Below are 19,668 nucleotides of genomic sequence, written 5' to 3' on the forward strand. Positions count from 1 at the left end.
GGAAGGTCAGGAATGGTCGACGATCGTGTCCGCGAGCACCGGGGCGTCGTCCCGCTCCACCGCCGTCACCGCCGCCTGGACGCCGTTGTCGTGCCGCCACATGCGGATGCGCAGGGTCTCGCCGGGGAAGACGACGCCGGCGAAGCGGGTGGCGTACGCGCGGACCTTGGTGACGTCGCCGCCCAGGAGCGTGTCGACGACGGCCTTGAGCGTCATGCCGTACGAGCACAGCCCGTGCAGGATGGGCCGCTCGAAGCCGGCGAGCTTGGCGAACTCGGGGTCGGCGTGCAGCGGGTTCCAGTCGCCGGAGAGCCGGTAGAGCAGCGCCTGGTCCTCGCGGATCACGCGCTCGACGGTCCGGTCGGGTGCGCGGTCGGGGACGGCGAGGCGTTCGGAGGGGCCGCGTTCGCCGCCGAATCCGCCCTCGCCGCGGACGAAGAGCTGAGCGTCGCTGGTCCACAAGGGCCCGTCGTCGTCGGCCGCCTCGGTGCGCAGGACGAGGACCGCCGCCTTGCCCTTGTCGTACACGGCCGCGACGCGTGACGTGGAGGTCGCCGTGCCGCTGACCGGCAGGGTGCGGTGGACGGCGATGCGCTGGCCGCCGTGCAGGACGGCGGCGAGGTCGACGTCGATGCCGGGTGCGGACAGTCCGCCGACGACGCCCATGCCCGCGCCCGCCACGGTGGCGAAGCTCGGCAGCACGTGGAGCCGGGATTCGAGGGTGTAGCGCAGCTCGTCGGGGTCGGTGGCCGGGACGCCGGCCCCGATGCCGAGGTGGTAGAGCTGGACGTCCTTGTGGTCCCAGCGGATCGTGGTCGAGCGGGGTTCGGCGGCGAGGGCCCTGGCAGGGTCAATGGGCATGGGGCTGCTGCTCCTCGAGGGGTTCGAAGACCTCGGCACGGCCTTCCGCACCGTCGGCCGCACCGAGGTCGCCCGGACAGGGCCCAGACAGTTCTAGAACGCGTTCCAGGCCGATGGGCCCTATGTATAACGCAGCCTCGGGACATTGGGAAGGCGTCTGACGGCCTGTCAGATCCAGTAAGCGGGCGCCGATGGGCGGGTGAGCCGTCGGCCGCCCCGGCTCGTCACGACAGGCGGGCCGGGGCGACCGGTCATACCCTTGACACCGTGGACGAGATGCCGCAGGAGCACAGACCCGCCAAGTGCGTACGGGTGCTGATCGCCGAGGACCGGAGCACCACGCGCGGCGCGCTCGCGCTGCTCCTCGGCATGGAGGCCGACATCGAGGTGGTGGCCCAAGTGGGCCGCGGTGACGAGATCGTGGACGCGGCGCTGACCCGGCGGCCCGACGTGGCACTGCTCGACTGCGACCTGCCCGGCCGCAGCGGCCTCGACGCGGCGGCCGAGCTGGGCAAGGAGGTGCCGGACTGCCGGGTCCTGATCCTCACGACCTTCGGCCGGCCGGGGCTCCTGCGCGAGACCCTGGAGGCCGGGGCGGCCGGACTCCTGGTGAAGGACGGTCCGGTCGAGGACCTGGCCGACGCGATCCGCCGGGCGCTGACCGGCGAGACGGTGATCGATCCGGTGCTGGCCGCGGCGGCGGAGTCGTCGGCCGTGCGCAACGACGGGCCCCCGGGGACGTGAGCTGACCGTTGCGTTCACCGACGCGCTGCGCCACCTGCGGCCACGCGGCACCGGACACCATCCGGGCAGGACATGGTCGTCCTGATGGCTGTCAGCGCGCAGGCAGCGGCGAAGAACGTCATCACCGTCGGTGCGAGCGAAGGGGACCGCCCTGACATCCCCCGTTGATGGTGATGCGAGCCATGCCGACTCCCGGGTTGAGCGCGTGTGCGGGTGATCAGAGAGCGAGGGGGCCGCCGATACCCCGGGCGACCTCGGCGTGGGAGAGGTACTCCGTGATGCTGTGCGCCCGGTCGCGGGCGTTGAGGACGGCCATGTCGACCACTCCGTCCTTCCAGTCGTCGCCCAGCGGGCATCCGATGGCCACCCCGTCATTCGGCGACCATGCGTTGAGCCAGTCGGCCACTTTGTCCGGACGGTTCGGTCCGCCGATGAGCAGCCTGCCGTACACGCTGTCGAGGCCGAGTGGACTTCCCGTCGTGGTGAGGTGGACGAGGTTCACACCGGCGGGCAGCCGGGTGGCAAGGTCCATGCCGACGACCGTGCCGAGGCTGTGGCTGACCAGGACCACGTCTCCCGAGTCCGGCATCGTGTCGAGCACGCACTCAAGGACGTCGTCGCGGATGCGCCGGTCGTCGAGGTAGGCGGCCACGTCACGGAAGACCAGGGCGATGGCCAGGGAGTCGACGCCGGTCGTGGCGGCCAGCCAGCTCAGCTGCCTCTGCAGGGCCCCGACCACGTCGCCCAGGCCGATCCGTTCCTGGGCGAACTGTTCCTCGTCCGGCATGCCGGCCTTCGCGGCCGCCTCGCCGACGATCTCCTTGAACGCCGCGCGGGCGGTGGGAGAGGCGGGGCCGACCGCCTCCGCGGTGATGGCCGTCACGTCGACGAAACGGGGGACGGCCTCGTGCGCGGTGAGGGCCTGCGCCAGCCTGTCGCCGTAGTAGGGGAACCAGACGTCGGCCGGTTCGACCGGAGAGAGCCCGGCACGGACGAGTCCCTGGTTGAGTCCGCCGGCCCAGTCGCGGCGCAGCTGCTCCAGTTGCCCGGCGTTCTTGCCCTCCTGGGAGCGGCCGTGCAGGAAGACGAGATGACGGTTGCCGCCGAACGCGCCGCCCCGGGCGCGCAGGCCCGCCTGCGTGGTGACCCTCTCGGCCGGGCGTGGCGCGGCGACGGGGGCAGTCACCGGGGGAGCGACGGCGGGCGCCGCTGCGGGGCCGACGACCGCCTGTGGGAGGTGCAGGCCGGACTCCGGGCCCATCTCGCCCAACAGGGCCCGCTCCTGGGAGGTGAGCGGCAGGGCGGCGAGGTGTCTCAGAATGGAGCTGATGCGTGCGCCTTCGTTGGACACCCAGTCGATGGCGTCGTCTCCGTCACCGCGCTTCCACACCTGTCCGTCGCGACGAAGGATGTGGCCCTGGTCGTCGGTGCGGGGCACACCCATGTGGTGGAGCGCGACGACCTCCCACTGGTCGTTGAAGACCGGCGACCCCGAGCTGCCGGGCTCGGTGTCGGTCCGGTAGTGGAGGAAGTCGTCGAGGCGCACCTGGAGCATGTTGTCGCGTACCGCTATCTCCTTCAGCCGGCCCATCGGATGGCCGATGACGTTGACCGGCTCGCCGACGACCAGCTTTCCCAGCTGCGCGCTGAGGCGGTTCCAGCCGAACGCCTCTCCCGGCGGTCGCTGGTCGGGGCCTGGGCCGACCAGCACCAGGGCGAAGTCGAGGCGTTCGTCCACGACGAAGAACGTGTCCGGGTCGAGCGCGAGCCGCGCAGGCGGCTGCGGCGTGTTGTCGATGGTGACCTGGGCGTCGAACTCTACGAAGCACTCGCGGGCCGCCTCGGCGTCGGGAAGCACGTGATGGTTGGTCATCAGCAGCCGCGGCGACACGAGAAAGCCGGTTCCGAGCGGTATTTCGCGGCCGTTCTCCCGCGCCGATATCCGGGCGACGGTACGTGCCGCCCGGGCGCCGCGCGGCAGGAAACTCCACGCCTGCAGTTCCTTGGACGCCCCGAGGATGCGCTCGTACGCGGCGGTCGCGCCCAGCTGCTCCTCACGGACGGCCTCGACCGCCAGCGCGGCGGGCACGGCATGCCGGTCGAGCAGGCGCGTGGCGCGTGCGGTGATCGCCTCCCGGGAGTCCGGGAAGGGGACCCCGGACTCCTGCTGCTGCCTGACCGCCCGCCGTTCGGCACCGGTCTCGCTGCCCCGCCCGGCGGCCGCCGCCACCTGGCGTTCCCGCTGCGCCCGGGACCTGTCCGTCGCTCTCATGTCACGTCACCGTCCTGTCGGCGGTGCGCCACGGCTCGAACGCGTTCGTCAGCCCGGCGAGGGCCGTGCGCAGCTCCGGGTGGTGGCGCAGCAGCACGGTGACCATGGTGTTGTCGTCGATCCAGGCCATGCCGGCCTTGGAGTACACCTCGGGGGTGTAGTACTCGGTGAAGAAGCGGTCGCTGTTCAGCCGGCGTGAGGCCATCAGGATGAAGATGCGGAACGCCGTGTCACTAAAGGCGAATCCGGCGGGGAGCTTCTCGGCGTACATCCCGACCATCAGGTCGACCTTCTCGATGTCGCCGTCGTAGAGCTGCGCGATCTCCTCGGCCCACCCCGGGTTGTCCGTCAGTTCCTCGAAGCTCGCCGCGGGCTTCAGCCGCAGCAGCCGCCGGAACTCGTTGTAGCGGGGCACGCCGAGCTCCCGGGTGCGCAGGATGTCGGTGGCGGCGAGGTCCTGCAGATGCCCGTCCGGACGCTCGTACTCCTGGAGGAACTTCGGGAAGTTGTGCAGGGTGACCAGCCCGGGGTGGAGCGTGCCGAAGCTGTAGAGCAGATCGGCCGTCGACGTGGTCTCCAGGACCTTCAGCGCCGAGGGGCCGGCGATGTCGCGGAAGGTGCAGTGGCGCAGGGTGGAGTCGTCGGCGGCGGAGCGCAGATGCCAGTCGTCGCGGATGAGCGGATGCATGCGGTAGACGGCCACGAACTCCTCGGTGAGGGAGTACGGGATGCCGTAGTGGTCCGTCTCGCCGCCGGGGATGCCGCTGATGACCTCGCTCCCGCTGATCCGGCCGAAGAGGTTGTGGACGCGCTCGCCGGCGATGCCCCACCAGTTGGCGCGCAGCGCCTTGACGGTGGTGGGGTGGCTGATCACGGCCGGAGTCCACTCCACGGTGTGGATCTTGGCGAGGAGCGCGGCGTTGACCAGCCGGGCGCGCTGGAACAGCTCCTCGTCGTCCCAGGACGGGTATGCGGCGTGCAGGTGGTCGCAGATCGCGTTGTGCTCCCGGGCGAACAGGTTCTGCATCATGGCGAGGCCCAGCCAGAAGCCGGGAACACGCGAGGGATCGCGGGAGGGGTCCGAGGGGAAGGGCTCGCCGTCCCAAAGGTGCAGCCTGCCCAGCTCGCCGGTGCGCAGCAGGCGCTGCTCCGCCTCGTTGGCCCCGTAGATCTGGGACGCGTCCCACCAGTGGGAGGAGACGTTGATGCGTGTGTCGGGCGTCCCGGCGGGCGCCTGCGGGTCGCGGGTGGGGTCGTCCGGTGTCCGCATGATCTGCATCGGGCGCTCCGGCCACGGGTCGTCAGCCATGAGGGGCACTTCCCAGGGCCGCTCCGTGGGGCTCGTGCCGTGACTGAACCAGTCGCGGATCATGAACTGCAGCCACGCGGCGACCAGGGAGTTGACCGGGCCGGCCGGGGTCAGCTCGTCGCGGGTCAGCAGGGCGCGGCTGACCTCGCGCGGGTTCGGGGTGGACAGGACGTCCTCGGGCGTGGCCGGGGGGATCCGGTCCAGCGGGATGTTCCGGCCGAAGCGAGTACCCGACATGCCCATGCGCGGCTCGTCGAGATCGTTGTGGCTGCCGTCGGCGGTCCGGTTGACCTTGTGGCTCTCGGCCGAGGGGGCGGGATCGGGACGATTCACCGAGGGCAGTCGGTCGGTGTCGTGGAGGTTCTCCTGCCGGAGTCTGACCCGCAGTCCGAGCAGCGTCAGCAGGCCCGGCAGGACGGGCAGCCTGTCCCACCCGATGCGCCGGTCGACATAGGCGGCGACACCGGTGACGATCCGCCAGGGGAGCGACGTGCGGTATCCGGACCCGGAACGCCGTGCGGCGCGTCGTTGCCTGCTCATCGCGATACTCCTTGCGTAGCTCCAACTCGATTCGCACGAATGCGACGGGACCGTGCCGGTTCAGGCGCGGGCCGCGTCGCCGAGGATCACGTCGCTCGCCTTCTCGCTGATCATGTAGATGGGGGTGGCGACGAAGAATCCGGGAATACGGGGAAAGACCGAGGCGTCCACGATCCGGAGGCGGTCCACGCCGCGCACGCGGAAGCCGCTGTCGACGACGGCCGAGGGATCGTCCGCCGGGCCCATCCTGCAGGTGCAGGACGCGTGGTGGCCCCATGCCTCGTCCTGTACGAAGCGGCGGACGCTCTCGTGATCGTCGACCTCCTCGCCGGGCCACAGCTCCTTGAGGATCACGGAGTCGGCCCTGCGGTTCATCCCGCGCACGAACTCCACGGCGTCGGCCATCGCTTCGAGGTCCACGCCGTTGTTGTCCGTGCCCTCGGTGAAGTAGTGGAAGTTCACCAGCGGGGTGTCGCGGGGGTCGGCGGAGCGCAGCCGCACCCGGCCCCCGCTGTTGTGGGTGCGGCTCTTGAGAATGGCCCAGGTGAAGCGGTCCCGGTGGCGTGTCAGGTCGAGCGAGTAGCCGGGGCTGTAGCCGCGGAAGTCGAAGGGGCCGCCGAAGATGAACAGGTCGGGGACGTCCAGTTGCGGGCGGGACTTGCGGGTGATGCCGACGACGGCGCCGTTGGTCGTGTACAGGCCCTCGCCCCGCTGCCAGGCCCGGTAGCAGCGGTCCGGGTCGGCTCCGGGTCGCGGCGCGTGGAAGTCGCAGTCCTTCACTACGGGGAACTCGCGGTCCATCTGGCTGACCACGCCGACCTCGTAACGGTCCTGCAGATTGGCACCCACGCCCTGGAGGTCGACGCGTACGGGGATGCCGTGCCGCTGCAGTTCCTCACGCGGGCCGATGCCCGAAAGCATCAGCAGCTGGGGCGTGTTGAAGGCCCCCGCGGCCAGGATCACCTCACGGGAGGCGAGCACCCTGCGCGAGACCGGTGGCCCCGTGCCGTGCCGGCTGCCGGGATCGGCCCGGTAGGCGTGCGGCTCGTCCAGATAGTCGACGCCCGTCGCCACTCCGCTCCCGTCGAACACGACCCGTGCGGCCAGGGCGTTCGTACGGACCACCAGCTCGTCCGGGTGGCTGCGCCGCACGGACCGGACGCGCTCACGGACGGCGCTGCGCCGCCCGTCGGCCGTGGAGATCGGGATCTGCCACAGCCCCTGCAGAGCACGCGTCTGCACCCGCCAGTCGTTGGGATCCACGAAGGAGCCGAACCCCTCCAGCGGGGACAGCGGCCGGCCGAGGAAGTCCGCGAGCGTGTCCTGCGCCGCGGAGAGGACGACCTTCAGCAACTGTTCGTCCTGGACGGCCAGTTCCGGGTCGGCCAGCGTGGTCGGAAGCCAGCCGTCGAACCCGTGCCGCGAGCCGTTGCCGTACCGGGCGGCCGTGAAGGGCAGGAGCTTCAGCAGCGCGGCCAGCAGCGGATTGCCGGGCGGCTCCTTGGGCCTGGGTCGGTACGTGCAGCGCTCCAAGCGCTCGAAGTACCGGCGCATGGCCGTGCTGCGCCATGAGGTGTCCCCGGTCTCCCGTGCGATCTCGTCCCAGTCCCAGTTGTACGGATAGACGGTGATCAGCGCGTGATGCGCGGTGCAGCCGCCGACCGTCCCGGCACGCGGGTAGAGGATGCCCTTGTCCGGTACGAGTTTGCTGTCGCGCTGGTGCTGCCGCTCGTCGGCGTAGTGCCGTACGAAGTAGTCCCACCGCTGGACAGGGTCCTCGGAGGCATCCGCGTGGAAGGCGGGGACCAGATAATTGTCGTTCTCCTCGGCGCCGCCCGCGTCGAGCAGCAGGGTGCGCATGCCGGCGGCGGCGAGGTTGGCCGCCAGCGGCCCGCCCCCTGCGCCCGCGCCCACGACGACGTAGTCGAAACCCGTCTCGGCCGGGGGGCCACCGGACTCTGCGGTCACTTCCGCTTCCCCCTCGCGGAGTCCGTGAGGGAGGCGGTCGCGGTGACGGCCAGAACCGTGTTGGCCGCGGAGATGAGCGTCGTCAGCACCGCGGTGCGGGGCGGCAGATGACCGCGGATGCCGAGCATGGCCGCTGTCGCGGTGTCACTGCCGTGGATCAGGACGCCCTCGCGCAGGTCCTCCCGCAGACGCCGGCCCTGATTGGTCAGCAGATCGAGCCCGAGCAGGATCGTCCGGATCCCGAAGAGCCGGAAGGCGTAGACGGCTGCCGGACTGAGCGGCTCACGGTCGGGATCGAGCCGCCTGATGAGCAGCTCCGGTGCCAGGAGACCGGTGACCCCGTTGAAGAGCCGGATTCCGGCGAGCGCGTAGACGGAGGCAGGGCGGCGGGCAACAGGCTGCTTGGCCATGATGTCTCCTGAGGGTGCGGTAACTCTGGCAATCAGGGCCCCGCGAATGCCTCGACACGAGGGGGGAAACCTCCCGAAATCATCCGAATAACACATTATGAGAACGGTTCCTTGCCCGCACCTCGAGGGCGTGACGGGGCGGTTGTCCGGCCCCCCGGGGGGCCTGGCCCGGTGGGCGGGGCGAGATCCTGGCGGACGCTCGGAGGCGCATCCCGCGCGTCTCGAGTTGGCCGGCTCGTTCGTGGGGTCAGGAGTTTCGCTCCGGCCTCGGCAGCCACAGCAGCATCAGGACAGCGGCGCCCAGCAGCACCCCGGCGCCCGTGCGAAAGGCCAGCGCGTAGCCGGAGGTCAGCGCCTCGGGCGTGGTCGCGCCGCCGGTGCGGGAGGCCGCGGCGGTGGAGAGGATCGCGAGGCCGAGCGCGCCGCCCATGGTGCGGGAGGTGTTGACGAGGCCGGAGACCAGACCGGCGTCGCCGGGCGCCGCGCCCGAGGTGGCGAGGGAGGCCAGCGGCGTCGCGACGAGGCCGACGCCGGTCATCATCAGCACGCCCGGCAGCGCGATGGTCGTCAGGTACGAGCCGTCCGCCCCCATCGTCGATTGCCAGCCGAAGCCGGTGGCGGCGATCAGCGCGCCGAGGACGGCGACGTTGCGCGCACCGGCGCGCACCATCAGGCGCGGGGCGATCTTCGAGCCGATGACGATGCTCAACGAGCTGGGAATCAGGGCGAGTCCGGCCTCCAGCGGCGTGTAGCCGAGGACGTTCTGCGCGTAGACGGTCATGAAGAACCACATGGCGAACGACACCGAACCGGTGACCGTCATCGCCACGTTCGCCGCCGACACGGCGCGCGAGCGGAAGACTTTCAGCGGCATCAGGGGTGCGGCCGTGCGCGCCTCGACGGCCACGAAGAGGCCCAGCAGCACGAGGCCCCCGAGCAGCGGCAGCAGCGTCCCGCTCTCGGCCCAGCCCGCCTCCTCGGTCTGCACGATGCCGTACGCGACGGCCGCGAGTCCGCCGGTGACCAGGACCGCGCCCGGCAGGTCGAGGCGGCGGCCCTCGGCCACGCGGCTCTCGTTCAGCCACCCGAGCGCGCAGGCCAGGACGAGCACCCCGACGGGCACGTTGATCAGCAGGACCCAGCGCCAGGAAAGCAGGTCGGTGAGGACGCCCCCGACCAGTCCGCCGGCCGCGCCGCCCGCCGCCCCGACGGCCGACCAGGTGCCGATGGCGCGCGTGCGGGCGGGGCCGGGCGGGACGGCCGCCGTGATGAGCGTGAGCGTCGCCGGAGCGAGGACGGCCGCGCCGAGGCCCTGCACGGCACGGGCGGCGAGCAGCTGCCAGCCCTCCTGGGCGAGCCCGCCCGCCAGCGACGCGGCCGTGAACAGTCCGAGCCCGACGAGGAACATCCGCTTGCGGCCGAAGATGTCGGCCGCACGGCCGCCCAGGAGCATGAACCCGGCGAAGGCGATCGAGTACGCGTTGAGCACCCACTGGAGCCCGGTGGCGCTCAGCCCGAGGTCCGCCCGCATCGACGGCAGCGCGACATTGACCACGGAGACGTCGAGCACGACGAGGAACTGCCCGGCGCACGCGGCGAGGATCACCGCCCAGGTGCGCGCCGGCCTCCCGGCGTCGGACGACGGGACGGACGTCTGTGTGTGCGAACGGGCTGCGGCCATGCGTGTCATGGTCGCAGGCGTTCTACGGTCCGTACATCCATGGGGTCCCCATGACGGCACATCGGATCGACGGTGCACGGCAGGAAACGGAGGAGCCCTCTCCCCGCGAGTGCTGGAGAGGGCTTCCCGTTCCCTGCACGCCGTCAGGCGATCCGGAAGCGGTGGTGTCAGCCCTGAAGGCCCGCCGGCGTCATGCCGGTGTTCACCAGGTCGCCGATGGTGCTCCGGTCGAGCAGTTCTGACGCCGAGTCGGGCTTTCCGTTGTCGTTGTCGTTGAACGTGCAGACGGTGGTGGTGTCGGGCTCGTACGTGTCGTCGCCGTCGAAGGTGGCGGTGTAGCAGGTCTCGTTCTCATGGCCGCGCGGGACCTTGCAGGTCGCCTTGCCCTTGCTGTCGGTCGTCTCGGTGCACAGCGAGATGGCATCGGTGGTGAACTCGATGGGCCGGCCTTCCAGGGGCTGTCCCTCGGCGGTGAGTTTGGCCTTCAGGGTGAGGCCGCGCTTGCCTCCCAGGGCCTCGAGTGCGTCCTTCCCCTTACCCTTCTTCTTCTCCAGTTTCAGGGTGAGCTTGGTCGGGATCCACTCTTCGATGCAAAGGTTCCGGTTTGCGCCGCGGCAGGCGTGGCCACGGCGATCGGGACGGCCAGTCCGGCCAGTACCGCCACTCCCGCCACTCCCGCCACCCAGGCCCGCAGCGCCACCCACCACGCCCCGCCGCCCCCACGACGCCGCCCCGTACTTCCCCGCCCCGATGCCCCCCATACCGCGATACCCGACATGCAGACCTCCTCGAGTGCACCGCACCCGATGTGGGCGAGTGCTCCTAACGAAGCCGGCGATCGATTGCCCGCTCAGGGCGTCCGGGATCGCCGCGGCGCTGAGATCGCCGCAGCCGACGCTAAGCGCCGTGATCGGCTCGCGCGTGCTCGAACCGCGTGGATGAGGGCCGTATGGGCGAGCCGGGTAGCCCGTGCGGACACTCCGTCGCCCCAGAGGTCCGCCCGCATCGAGGGCAGCCCGACATGTACGTATCGCCTCGCCGTTGGTCCTACGCCTCCGGGCGGAGTCGGGCGCGCCAGGTCAGAGCCGGCTGCCGGCCGCCGCGGCGACGAACGCCGCGAAGGCGGCGGGGGTGAGGGTGAGGACGGGGCCGCCGGGGTTCTTGGAGTCGCGGACGGCGATGTGGGGGGCGAGGTCGGCGATTTCGACGCAGTCACCGCCGCTGGAACCGCTGTACGAGGACTTGCGCCAGGTGGCGCCGCCGAGGGGAGCGCACTCGACGCACTGTCCCCCGGTGTCGCCGCTGTACGACGACTTACGCCAGCGTGCGCCCGTCAGGCCCAGGTTGGTGTCCATAACGTTCCTCCATTACGCGGGCGATGAGTGCCGCGGAGTCCTCGACGGACAGCGCGGCGGCCTGCAGGTGATCGTAACGGAGCGAACCCTCCCTGATAGCGGCCGGATTGGCCGTCATATGGCCCTGGACGAAGTCCTCGGTGTAGACGAGCTCCGGGTCGTCCTCGAACCGCAGCAAGTTGAAGGAACCCATCAGCCCGGCGTGCGCGCCGACCGAGAAGGGCAGGACCTGCACCTTCAGCCACTCACGCCCGCGCAGCTCCAACAGGTGGGCGAGTTGGTTGCGCATGACGTCCCGGCCGCCGACCTCCTGGTGCAGCACGGCCTCGCTGAGCACCACCCACATCAGAGGCGGCGTCTCCCGGTCCAGAATGCGCTGGCGGTCCATCCGAGCCGCCACCCTGGCGTCGAGGTTCACCTCTTCCCTGACGCTGAGCAGCGCCCGTGCGTACTCCTCGGTCTGCAGCAATCCGTCGACCAATTGCGCCTGGTACGTGGAGATGTACGCCGCCTTGGCCTCCATCTCCGCGTACGGCTGGAACCAGTGCGGCAGTTGGCTGCGCAGCACCAGGCCCACGAGCCGGGAGAACATCCCGTCCGTCCCGAGCGCGGCGTCCACGCGTTCGCTGAAGTCCCGGGTCGGGACCTTCTTCGCGGTCTCGATCTGGCCGACCAGCGAGCCGGTGACGAAGATGCACGCCCCCAACTGGCTCTGTTTGAGGCCCGCTTCCTCCCTCCGGCGGCGGAGTTCGAAGCCGTAGTAGTCCAGGGGCGACGCAGAGGGGTCAAGGCTGCGGAGTTGCACCATGTAGCCGAGCGTAACCACACGGACGCACGCAGGTGATGTGAATCAGGTAACTGCCCGCGAAGGGGGAAGCTACCGGCCCGTAAGGCACGATGGCCTCCGATCCGCACACCCGCCCGGAGGACCGCATGCCGCCCGCCACCCCCAAGCCGGAGACCCTCGCCGCCTTCGAGGCCGCCAAGGGCTTCATGCCCGTGGACGAGGGCCTGGCCCTGTACGCGGCCGCCGTGGAAGCCGGGGCGCTCGGGCTGCCGCTGCTCGAAGTGGGAACGTACTGCGGGCGGTCGACGATCCTGCTCGCCGACGCGGCCCGCGCGGCCGGGACGGTGGCGGTGACCGTGGACCACCACCGGGGCAGCGAGGAGCAGCAGCCGGGCTGGGACTACCACGACCCGGAGGTGGTGGACCCGGAGGTGGGCCTGATGGACACGCTCCCCACCTTCCGCCGCACGCTGCACCGCGCGGGCCTGGAGGACCACGTGATCGCGATCGTCGGCCGGTCGCCGCAGGTGGCCAGGGTGTGGGCCGGCCGGCTCGGTCTCGTCTTCGTCGACGGCGGCCACACGGACGAGCACGCGACGAACGACTACGAGGGCTGGGCCCCGCACGTCGCGGACGGCGGCCTGCTGGTGATCCACGACGTGTTCCCCGACCCGGCGGACGAGTTCACCGGCCAGGCCCCGTACCGGGTCTACCTGCGGGCGCTGGGGTCGGGCGCGTTCACCGAGGTGTCGGCGACGGGGTCGCTGCGGGTACTGCGACGCACGGGCGCGGGGATCTGATTCAGGCGGGCCGCCCGGCTAGCATCGCGAGCGTGTCGTACGACGAGAACCAGCATCGCCCCACCGGACCGCGCCGCTCCGCGCGCGGTCTCGTCGTCGCTGCCGCGCTCGTGCCCGTGGCGTTCACCGCGTGGCTTCTCTGGCAGGGAGCGGGCGGGGACGAGGACCGCGGGCCGGTGGCGGAGCCGACGGCCGCATCGGTGAGCGAGCCCGCGGGCAAGCCGGGCGACGCCGCCCCCTCCGCGTCCGCCTCCGCCTCCGCGTCCGCCTCCCCGTCTGCCGGGCGGCCCGGGGCCGACGGCCCGCTCGCCGGGAAGGTGGTCGTCGTCGACCCCGGGCACAATCCCGGCAATTTCCGTCACCCGCGCGACATCAACGCGCTCGTTAATATCGGAACGAACCGCAAGGAATGCGACACCACGGGCACGGCGACCGTCGACGGATACCGCGAGGCCGATTTCACCCTCGATGTTTCACGACGCCTTCGCACGCTGCTCGAAAAGCAGGGCGCAAGGGTGGAATTCACCCACGAAAGCGACCGCCCCTTCGGTCCGTGCATCGACGAACGGGCACGATTCGGCAACGAAGCGAAGGCCGACGCGGTGATCTCCGTGCATGCGGACGGATCGGCGACCGGCAACCGCGGATTCCACGTGATCCTGCCCGCACTCGTCAAGGGCGGCGCCGCGGACACGTCGAAGATCGTCGGACCCTCCCGCGGCCTGGGAGAACGCATCGCGGGCCACTTCCTGCGGGCAACCGGAAGCGCGCCGTCCAATTATGTGGGCGGCGGTACGGGACTGGATGTGCGGAAGGATCTCGGCGGGCTCAACCTGTCCACCGTTCCCAAGGTGTTCATCGAATGCGGCAACATGCGTGATCCCAAGGACGCCGCTCTGCTGTCCAGTCCGGACTGGCGTCAGAAGGCGGCCCAGGGAATGGCGGACGGGATCGGCAGCTACCTCGGGCGGTGACCCGGGCAACTGCGATACCGGGAGGACGGCGGGAACCGGTGGACGATAGATTCGCCTCTACGATGGGGAGTCACCCCCGAGCTCCGCGTCCGTGCACCCGCCCGACCAGGCGGCAGCGACGACCGCCCCGATGAGACGACCTACGAAGGACTGACACGTGAACATCCGCTCCCTCACTCGAGGCGATGGCGTGGTGATCGGAGCAGCGGTGTTGCTGTTCATCGCCTCGTTCCTCGGCACGTTCGACTGCTCCGGCAGTCAATGCGACGACGTGCCGACCGCCTGGGACAACGGATCCCTGCTCCTGGGCTTCTACCTCGCCGGCATCATCGGTGCGGCCCTGATCGTCCTGTCCCGCGCGCTGCCGCAGCCCCCGAAGGTCATCGGTCTCGACCTCGGACAGCTCGGCGTCGCCCTGACGCTCTTCACGGCCTGGTCCGCGCTCGGCGCGATCTTCGACCCGGCCGGTTCGCTCAACGCCGAAGGGTTCAGCCCCGATTCCGGCACCGGGCTCATCCTCGGCTTCATCGCCGCGCTCGTGCTCGCGGTCGGCGCCGTTTGCAGCCTGCTCGTCCCGGCCTTCAAGGCCCCCCTCCTCGGCACCCCCCGCCCCGCGGCCCCGCAGCCGTACGGCATGCAGCCGCAGGGCGGTTACGGCTACCCGGGCGCCCAGCAGCAGCCCTACGGCGCGCAGCCGGGCCAGCCGCAGCCGTACGCCCAGGCAGGCGTTCCGCAGGGCGGCCAGCCGGCCGCCGCGGCCCCGGCCGACGCCTCGCAGGGCGGTGCAGCGTCCGACTTCTCGCCGTTCTGGTTCGCCGTGCCCGTCGCCCGGCCGCTGTACGGCGAGGACGGTTCGCCGACGCCGGTGGCCGAACTCGCCCCGGGTACCTGGTACTTGGCGGTCGAGCAGCGCGGTCCGGGCCTGGTGGCCCAGACCCAGGACGGCCGTCGCGGCGTCCTGCAGGACACCTCGGGCATCCAGCGCGGCTGACGTCGCGCGCGCCCTCAGCGGCCCCTCGCCCTTCCGGGACTTCCCGGACTTCCGGGCGGGGGGCCGTTGCCGTACGCTGACGCTCCGTCAGGAAGCAGTGGGAGGCGGCGCGCATGCGACTCGGACTCGCCCTCGGCTACTGGGGCCGCGGCCCCGATCCCGCACATCTCGAACTGGCCCGTGAGGCCGAGCGGCTCGGCTACGACTCCGTGTGGACGGCCGAGGCGTGGGGGTCGGACGCGTTCACGCCGCTGACCTGGCTCGCCGCGCACACCTCCCGTATCCGGCTGGGCACGGCGGTCGCGCAGATGGCCGCGCGCACGCCGACCGCGACCGCCATGCACGCGCTGACGCTCGACCACCTGTCCGGCGGGCGGATGATGCTGGGGCTCGGCCTGTCGGGGCCGCAGGTGGTGGAGGGCTGGTACGGGCGCCCGTTCCCGGCGAGCCCGCTGACCGCGACGCGCGAGTACGTGGACGTCGTGCGCCAAGTCCTCGCCCGCGAGGGCCCCGTGGAGCTCGCGGGACGCTTCCACTCCCATCCGTACGCGGGCGGGGACGGCACCGGCACGGGCAAGCCCCTGAAGCCGATCACCCATCCGCTGCGGGCGGACCTGCCGGTGCTGCTGGGCGCCGAGGGGCCGAAGAACATCGCGCAGACGACGCGCATCGCCGACGGGTGGCTGCCGCTGTACTGGTCGCCGCTGCGGACGGACGTCTACGCCGCGTCGCTGGCCTCCGCGCCCGAGGGCTTCGTCGTCGCGCCGATGGCGCGGGCCCGCGTCTGCGACGACGTGGCGGAGGGGCTGCTGCCCGTGAAGGCGATGCTCGGCTTCTACATCGGCGGCATGGGGCACGCGGCCCGCAACTTCCACGCCGACCTGATGGCGCGGATGGGCTTCGCGGAGGAGGCGCGCCGAGTGCAGGAGCTGTTCCTCGCGGGGCGGCGCGAGGAGGCGGTGCTGGCGGTGCCGGACGCGTTCGCGGACGAGATCTCGCTCATCGGGCCGCGGGAACGGATCGCGGAGCGGCTGGAGTTGTGGCGCAAGGGGCCGGTGACGGACCTGCTGGTGACGGCTCCGGACGCGCGTACGCTGCGGGTGCTGGCGGAGCTGAACGCGTAGCGGGCCGCGTTAGTCGTGACGCGGACGGGTTTCACGCGCGCACAAGCGGCAAGATGCTGGGCATGACAACACACGCGAGGAACACCGCGGTGGCGGCGCGGATCGTTGTCGTCGTCGCGGACGTCATGGCCGTCGTGATCGGCCTGTGGATCCTGATGTACCTGCTGGAGGCCAACCGCGCGAACGAGCTCGTGGAGTTCGTCCGCGGGACGGCACGGTGGCTGGCGGGCTGGTCGCACGACCTGTTCACGTTCGACGAGGAGTGGGCGAGGGTGGTGTCGGGCTACGGCCTGGCGGCGGTGGTGTACCTGGTCGCGGGGCACGGGGTGGCGGGGGCGCTGCGGAAGCGGTAGCGGGGGCGAGGCCGCGGCGGGTGGGCCGCGCTGGGGGCCGCTGCGCGGGCTGTTCCCCTCCCCGCCCCTTCCCGAAACCGGGGCTCCGCCCCAGCCCCCGGTACCGCGCTCCGCGCGGTGGCCTCAAGCGCCGGCCGGGCTGCAAAGCAGCCCCGCCGGCGTGTGAGGCGCGGGGGTGCGGGGGCCGCGCCCCCGGAACGAACACCCACCGGTCACAGCACCCCGCAGCACTCCCCCGCCAAGCCCCTCGGCAGCCGCTCCCCCCCGAACACCGCCGTCGTCGCCTCGTCGCCGCCCAGCGCCGCCACCGCCAGCAGCAGGGAGCCCGCCGTCCAGGTGGTCAGTTCCTCCGGCCACACCGCGCGGTCGCCCTCGAAGACGTAGCCCGTCCAGTACATGCCGTCTTCGGCGCGCAGGTGCCGGATGGACTTCAGAATCTCCAGCGCGCGGTCGGACTCGCCCATCGCCCACAGCGCCAGGGCCAGTTCGCAGCTCTCGCCGCCCGTGACCCACGGGTTCGGCAGGACGCAGCGCACGCCCAGGCCGGGCACCACGAAATCGTCCCAGCGCGACTCGATCCGCGCCGTGGCCGCCGCGCCCGTGACCGCGCCGCCGAGGACCGGGTAGTACCAGTCCATCGAATAGCGGTCCTTGTCGAGGAAGCGCTCGGGGTGGTGGCGGATCGCATGGGCCAGCGCGCCCGTGGCGAGTTCCCAGTCCGGCTGGGGCTCCTCCCGCTCCTCCGCGATCGCGAGCGCGCACCGCAGGGCGTGGTGGATCGACGAACTGCCGGTCAGCAGCGCGTCGTTGACCGCCGTCCCGTCCGGCTCGCGCTTCCAGCCGATCTGGCCGCCCGGCTGCTGGAGGCCGAGCACGAACTCGACCGCGGCGAAGACCACCGGCCACATCCGGTCGAGGAACGCCTCGTCGCCCGTGGTCAGGTAGTGGTGCCAGACGCCGACCGCGACGTACGCGCAGAAGTTGGACTCGCGGCCGTGGTCGGTCACGGCGTCCGCGTCGCCGTCGTGGTAGGCGGCGTACCAGGAGCCGTCGTCGTTCTGGTGGCGGGCCAGCCACGCGTAGGCGCGGGCCGCCGCCTCGTGCTCGCCCGCCGCGTCCAGCGCCATCGCGGCCTCGGTGTGGTCCCAGGGGTCGAGGTGGTGGCCCCGGAACCACGGGATCGCCCCGTCCTCGCGCTGCGCTGCGAGGATCCCCGCGACGGTCTGCGCGGCCTGCTCGGCCGTCAGGACACCGGGCAGGACGAGGTGGTCCGCCGTGGCCGGGGGCGCCGGCGGTCGTTGTCCGGTGGGCGGTTTCCCCGGGGCCGCACCGGGGCGGCGGGAGGTCGTCACGCCCCGGCCTCGGGCTGGGTGTACCCGCCGTCGAGCGAGGGGGAATGCGGCTTGGTCGCGTACACCACGAAGCTCTTGCCGACGACCGGGTTGAGGAGCTGCTCCGCGAGCCGGGTCGCGAGCGGCTTCTTCATGATGTCCCAGACCAGCAGCTTGTGGTACGCACGTACCGGCAGCGCCTTGTCGTTGTCGACGCCGAAGGCGCACTTGAGCCACCAGTACGGCGAGTGCAGCGCGTGCGCGTGGTGCGTGCCGTACGGCTTGAGGCCGGCTTCCCGGATCCTGGCGAGCAGTTCGTCGGCCTTGTAGATGCGGATGTGGCCGCCCTCGACCTCGTGGTACGCGTCGCTCAGCGCCCAGCAGATCTTCTCCGGGCCGTAGCGCGGCACCGTGACGGCGATCCGGCCGCCGGGCCGCAGCACGCGGACCATCTCGGCGAGCACGCCCTTGTCGTCGGGGATGTGCTCCATCACCTCGGAGATGATCACGACGTCGAAGGACTCGTCGGGGAAGGGCAGGTTGAGCGCGTCGCCCTCCATCGCGGTGGCCGTCGCACCCTCGGGCGCCTCGCCCGCCTCCTTCATCGCGGCGAACCACTTGGCGACCTCGCGGATCTCCTCGCCGTTCTGGTCCAGGGCCACGACCTGGGCACCGCGCCGGTAGCACTCGAACGCGTGCCGGCCTGCGCCGCAGCCCAGGTCGAGCACGCGGTCGCCCGGGGCGAGCGGAAAGCGGGAGAAGTCGACGGTCAGCACGGAGGTCTGCCTTCCTGGGGGCGGAGCAAGGGTTTTCAGGCGGTACGGAGGGGGGCCGGGGACGCCGCGATGGCCTCCCGGTAGCGCTCGGCCGTGCCGATCGCGGCCTGCTTCCAGGTGAAGCGGGCGAGCACCCGGGCGCGGCCGGCCGCGCCGAGCCGGGCCCGCAGGTCCGGCTCGCCGAGGAGGCGGCGCAGGGCGGCGGCCAGCGCCTCGGCGTCGCCGGGCGGCACGGCCAGGCACGTCTCGCCGTCGGGGCCCGCGACCTCGGGGATCGCGCCGCCGGTGGTGGCGACGAGCGGGGTGCCGGTGGCCATGGCCTCGGCGGCGGGCAGCGAGAAGCCCTCGTACAGGGACGGCACGCAGGCGATCTGGGCGCTGCGCACGAGGTCGACGAGTTCGGCGTCGGTGATGCCCTTGACGAACCGGACGGCGTCCGCGAGTCCGTACCGTTCGATGAGCTGGGCGACGGGACCGTCCTCGGCGCGCTTGCCGACGACGACGAGGTGGGCGTCCGGGTTCTCGGTGCGCAGTTTCGCGAGGGCCTCGACGAGGTGGACGAGGCCCTTGAGGGGCACGTCGGCGCTGGAGGTGGTGACGATCCGGCCGGGGACCTCGGCGACCGAGGAATCCGGCGAGAAGAGGTCGGTGTCGGCGCCGATGTGGACGACGTGGATGCGGTCGCCGCCTACGCCGAGGTGGTCGGTGATCTCCTGCCGCGAGGAACCGGAGACGGTGAGCACGGACGGCAGGCGGCGGGCGACGCGCTTCTGCATGCGGGTGAAGCCGTACCAGCGGCGTACCGAGGCGCGGCGCTTCCAGTCGGCGGCGGCGTCGAGTTCGAGCTGCCGGTCGACGGTGATCGGGTGGTGGATCGTGGTGACGAGGGGGGCGCCGAGGTCGCCGAGGAGCCCGTAGCCGAGGGTCTGGTTGTCGTGGACGACATCGAACTCGCCGCGCCGGGCGCGCAGATGGCGGCGGGCGCGCAGGGAGAAGGTCAGCGGCTCGGGGAAGCCGCCGGTCCACATGGTGGCGACCTCGAGTCCGTCGATCCAGTCGCGGTACTCACCGCGCTTCGGGGTGCGGAACGGGTCGGGCTGGCGGTACAGGTCGAGGCTGGCCAGCTCGGTGAGCGGCACGCCCTCGTCGAGGACGGGGTAGGGCTGGGCGCCTATGACCTCGACATGGTGGCCGAGGCGGGCGAGCTCGCGCGACAGATGGCGTACGTAGACGCCCTGGCCGCCGCAGAACGGGTTCCCCTTGTAGGTCAGGAGCGCGATGCGCAGCGGGGAGTCACCGCCGCCGGTCGCGCCCGCACGGGGGCCGATCTCTATGGCCTCTGCGGTCACCCACGGCCCCCTTCTCACTGCGTTTCGCCGGAGCGTAATCGGT

General features: G+C 71.6%; 17 protein-coding genes and 1 pseudogene. 6 read left to right on the plus strand and 12 right to left on the minus strand.

Annotated elements, in window-relative coordinates; translation table 11 throughout:
* Positions 1-6: 6 nt before the first annotated feature.
* A complete protein-coding gene (locus ACLB9X_RS02595) occupies positions 7-861 on the minus strand; it encodes a MaoC/PaaZ C-terminal domain-containing protein (RefSeq protein WP_410358520.1) in 855 nt (284 codons plus the stop codon).
* A 267-nt stretch (positions 862-1,128) separates the two neighbouring features.
* Between ACLB9X_RS02595 and ACLB9X_RS02600 the strand changes: the two are divergent.
* Positions 1,129-1,572: pseudogene (locus ACLB9X_RS02600) on the plus strand (response regulator); the annotation flags it as partial.
* 250 nt (positions 1,573-1,822) lie between these two features.
* On the opposite strand, the gene ACLB9X_RS02605 reads toward ACLB9X_RS02600, so the two are convergent.
* The 8 genes from ACLB9X_RS02605 to ACLB9X_RS02640 all read right to left on the minus strand — a co-directional run bounded on the left by ACLB9X_RS02605 (position 1,823) and on the right by ACLB9X_RS02640 (position 11,948).
* Complete coding sequence (locus ACLB9X_RS02605) at positions 1,823-3,877, minus strand: trypsin-like serine peptidase (protein ID WP_410358521.1); 2,055 nt, start codon at positions 3,875-3,877, stop codon at positions 1,823-1,825.
* A 1-nt stretch (position 3,878) separates the two neighbouring features.
* Entirely contained in the window at positions 3,879-5,726 is a 1,848-nt protein-coding gene (locus ACLB9X_RS02610) for a peroxidase family protein (RefSeq protein ID WP_410358522.1), read from the minus strand.
* A 60-nt stretch (positions 5,727-5,786) separates the two neighbouring features.
* Positions 5,787-7,694 carry a GMC family oxidoreductase gene (locus ACLB9X_RS02615; RefSeq protein WP_410358523.1) on the minus strand — a complete coding sequence of 636 codons (1,908 nt, stop codon included), beginning with the start codon at positions 7,692-7,694 and terminating at the stop codon, positions 5,787-5,789.
* Positions 7,691-8,104, minus strand: a complete 414-nt coding sequence (locus tag ACLB9X_RS02620; protein WP_410358524.1) for a hypothetical protein — start codon at positions 8,102-8,104, stop codon at positions 7,691-7,693. Before ACLB9X_RS02620 ends, ACLB9X_RS02615 begins: the two co-directional genes overlap by 4 nt.
* 247 nt (positions 8,105-8,351) lie before the next feature.
* The gene (locus ACLB9X_RS02625) at positions 8,352-9,785 is read right to left on the minus strand and encodes an MFS transporter (protein ID WP_410358525.1); all 1,434 of its coding nucleotides are present in this window, start codon (positions 9,783-9,785) and stop codon (positions 8,352-8,354) included.
* 167 nt (positions 9,786-9,952) lie between these two features.
* Positions 9,953-10,489 (minus strand): hypothetical protein, encoded by a 537-nt coding sequence (locus ACLB9X_RS02630; RefSeq protein ID WP_410358526.1) that lies wholly within the window; start codon positions 10,487-10,489, stop codon positions 9,953-9,955.
* Between the two features lie 375 nt (positions 10,490-10,864).
* Positions 10,865-11,140 carry a DUF397 domain-containing protein gene (locus ACLB9X_RS02635; protein WP_410358527.1) on the minus strand — a complete coding sequence of 92 codons (276 nt, stop codon included), beginning with the start codon at positions 11,138-11,140 and terminating at the stop codon, positions 10,865-10,867.
* Complete coding sequence (locus ACLB9X_RS02640; RefSeq protein WP_410358528.1) at positions 11,100-11,948, minus strand: helix-turn-helix transcriptional regulator; 849 nt, start codon at positions 11,946-11,948, stop codon at positions 11,100-11,102. The genes ACLB9X_RS02635 and ACLB9X_RS02640 overlap by 41 nt, the downstream gene beginning before the upstream one ends.
* A 125-nt stretch (positions 11,949-12,073) precedes the next feature.
* On the opposite strand from ACLB9X_RS02640, the gene ACLB9X_RS02645 reads away from it, so the two are divergent.
* The 5 genes from ACLB9X_RS02645 (at position 12,074) to ACLB9X_RS02665 (ending at position 16,169) form a co-directional block, all read left to right on the plus strand.
* The gene (locus ACLB9X_RS02645; protein WP_410358529.1) at positions 12,074-12,727 is read left to right on the plus strand and encodes a class I SAM-dependent methyltransferase; all 654 of its coding nucleotides are present in this window, start codon (positions 12,074-12,076) and stop codon (positions 12,725-12,727) included.
* Between the two features lie 32 nt (positions 12,728-12,759).
* On the plus strand, positions 12,760-13,701 hold the full coding sequence (locus ACLB9X_RS02650) for an N-acetylmuramoyl-L-alanine amidase (RefSeq protein ID WP_410358530.1): 942 nt from the start codon (positions 12,760-12,762) through the stop codon (positions 13,699-13,701).
* Between the two features lie 157 nt (positions 13,702-13,858).
* Positions 13,859-14,692 carry a hypothetical protein gene (locus tag ACLB9X_RS02655; protein ID WP_410358531.1) on the plus strand — a complete coding sequence of 278 codons (834 nt, stop codon included), beginning with the start codon at positions 13,859-13,861 and terminating at the stop codon, positions 14,690-14,692.
* 113 nt (positions 14,693-14,805) lie between these two features.
* Positions 14,806-15,816 carry an LLM class F420-dependent oxidoreductase gene (locus ACLB9X_RS02660; RefSeq protein WP_410358532.1) on the plus strand — a complete coding sequence of 337 codons (1,011 nt, stop codon included), beginning with the start codon at positions 14,806-14,808 and terminating at the stop codon, positions 15,814-15,816.
* A 62-nt stretch (positions 15,817-15,878) separates the two neighbouring features.
* Positions 15,879-16,169: a hypothetical protein gene (locus tag ACLB9X_RS02665; protein ID WP_410358533.1), complete on the plus strand. Its 291-nt coding sequence runs from the start codon at positions 15,879-15,881 to the stop codon at positions 16,167-16,169.
* 212 nt (positions 16,170-16,381) lie between these two features.
* Here ACLB9X_RS02665 and ACLB9X_RS02670 read toward each other — a convergent pair whose 3' ends face one another.
* The 3 genes from ACLB9X_RS02670 to ACLB9X_RS02680 all read right to left on the minus strand — a co-directional run bounded on the left by ACLB9X_RS02670 (position 16,382) and on the right by ACLB9X_RS02680 (position 19,625).
* Positions 16,382-17,428 carry a prenyltransferase gene (locus tag ACLB9X_RS02670; protein ID WP_410358615.1) on the minus strand — a complete coding sequence of 349 codons (1,047 nt, stop codon included), beginning with the start codon at positions 17,426-17,428 and terminating at the stop codon, positions 16,382-16,384.
* 89 nt (positions 17,429-17,517) lie between these two features.
* A complete protein-coding gene (locus ACLB9X_RS02675) occupies positions 17,518-18,276 on the minus strand; it encodes a class I SAM-dependent methyltransferase (protein ID WP_410358534.1) in 759 nt (252 codons plus the stop codon).
* Positions 18,277-18,311: 35 nt separating this feature from the next.
* The gene (locus ACLB9X_RS02680; RefSeq protein WP_410358535.1) at positions 18,312-19,625 is read right to left on the minus strand and encodes a glycosyltransferase family 4 protein; all 1,314 of its coding nucleotides are present in this window, start codon (positions 19,623-19,625) and stop codon (positions 18,312-18,314) included.
* Between the last annotated feature and the right edge of the window lie 43 nt (positions 19,626-19,668).

The sequence above is a fragment of the Streptomyces sp. 5K101 genome (genome assembly GCF_046506645.1).
Lineage (GTDB): Bacteria > Actinomycetota > Actinomycetes > Streptomycetales > Streptomycetaceae > Streptomyces.

What these genes read in the sequence shown, in the direction of transcription:
- ACLB9X_RS02610 (WP_410358522.1), bottom strand. Translation starts at nt 5,726, where the DNA reads ATGAGCAGGCAACGACGCGCCGCACGGCGTTCCGGGTCCGGATACCGC.
- ACLB9X_RS02620 (WP_410358524.1), bottom strand. Translation starts at nt 8,104, where the DNA reads ATGGCCAAGCAGCCTGTTGCCCGCCGCCCTGCCTCCGTCTACGCGCTC.
- ACLB9X_RS02665 (WP_410358533.1), top strand. Translation starts at nt 15,879, where the DNA reads ATGACAACACACGCGAGGAACACCGCGGTGGCGGCGCGGATCGTTGTC.
- ACLB9X_RS02635 (WP_410358527.1), bottom strand. Translation starts at nt 11,140, where the DNA reads ATGGACACCAACCTGGGCCTGACGGGCGCACGCTGGCGTAAGTCGTCG.
- ACLB9X_RS02660 (WP_410358532.1), top strand. Translation starts at nt 14,806, where the DNA reads ATGCGACTCGGACTCGCCCTCGGCTACTGGGGCCGCGGCCCCGATCCC.
- ACLB9X_RS02625 (WP_410358525.1), bottom strand. Translation starts at nt 9,785, where the DNA reads ATGGCCGCAGCCCGTTCGCACACACAGACGTCCGTCCCGTCGTCCGAC.
- ACLB9X_RS02595 (WP_410358520.1), bottom strand. Translation starts at nt 861, where the DNA reads ATGCCCATTGACCCTGCCAGGGCCCTCGCCGCCGAACCCCGCTCGACC.
- ACLB9X_RS02645 (WP_410358529.1), top strand. Translation starts at nt 12,074, where the DNA reads ATGCCGCCCGCCACCCCCAAGCCGGAGACCCTCGCCGCCTTCGAGGCC.
- ACLB9X_RS02640 (WP_410358528.1), bottom strand. Translation starts at nt 11,948, where the DNA reads ATGGTGCAACTCCGCAGCCTTGACCCCTCTGCGTCGCCCCTGGACTAC.
- ACLB9X_RS02605 (WP_410358521.1), bottom strand. Translation starts at nt 3,877, where the DNA reads ATGAGAGCGACGGACAGGTCCCGGGCGCAGCGGGAACGCCAGGTGGCG.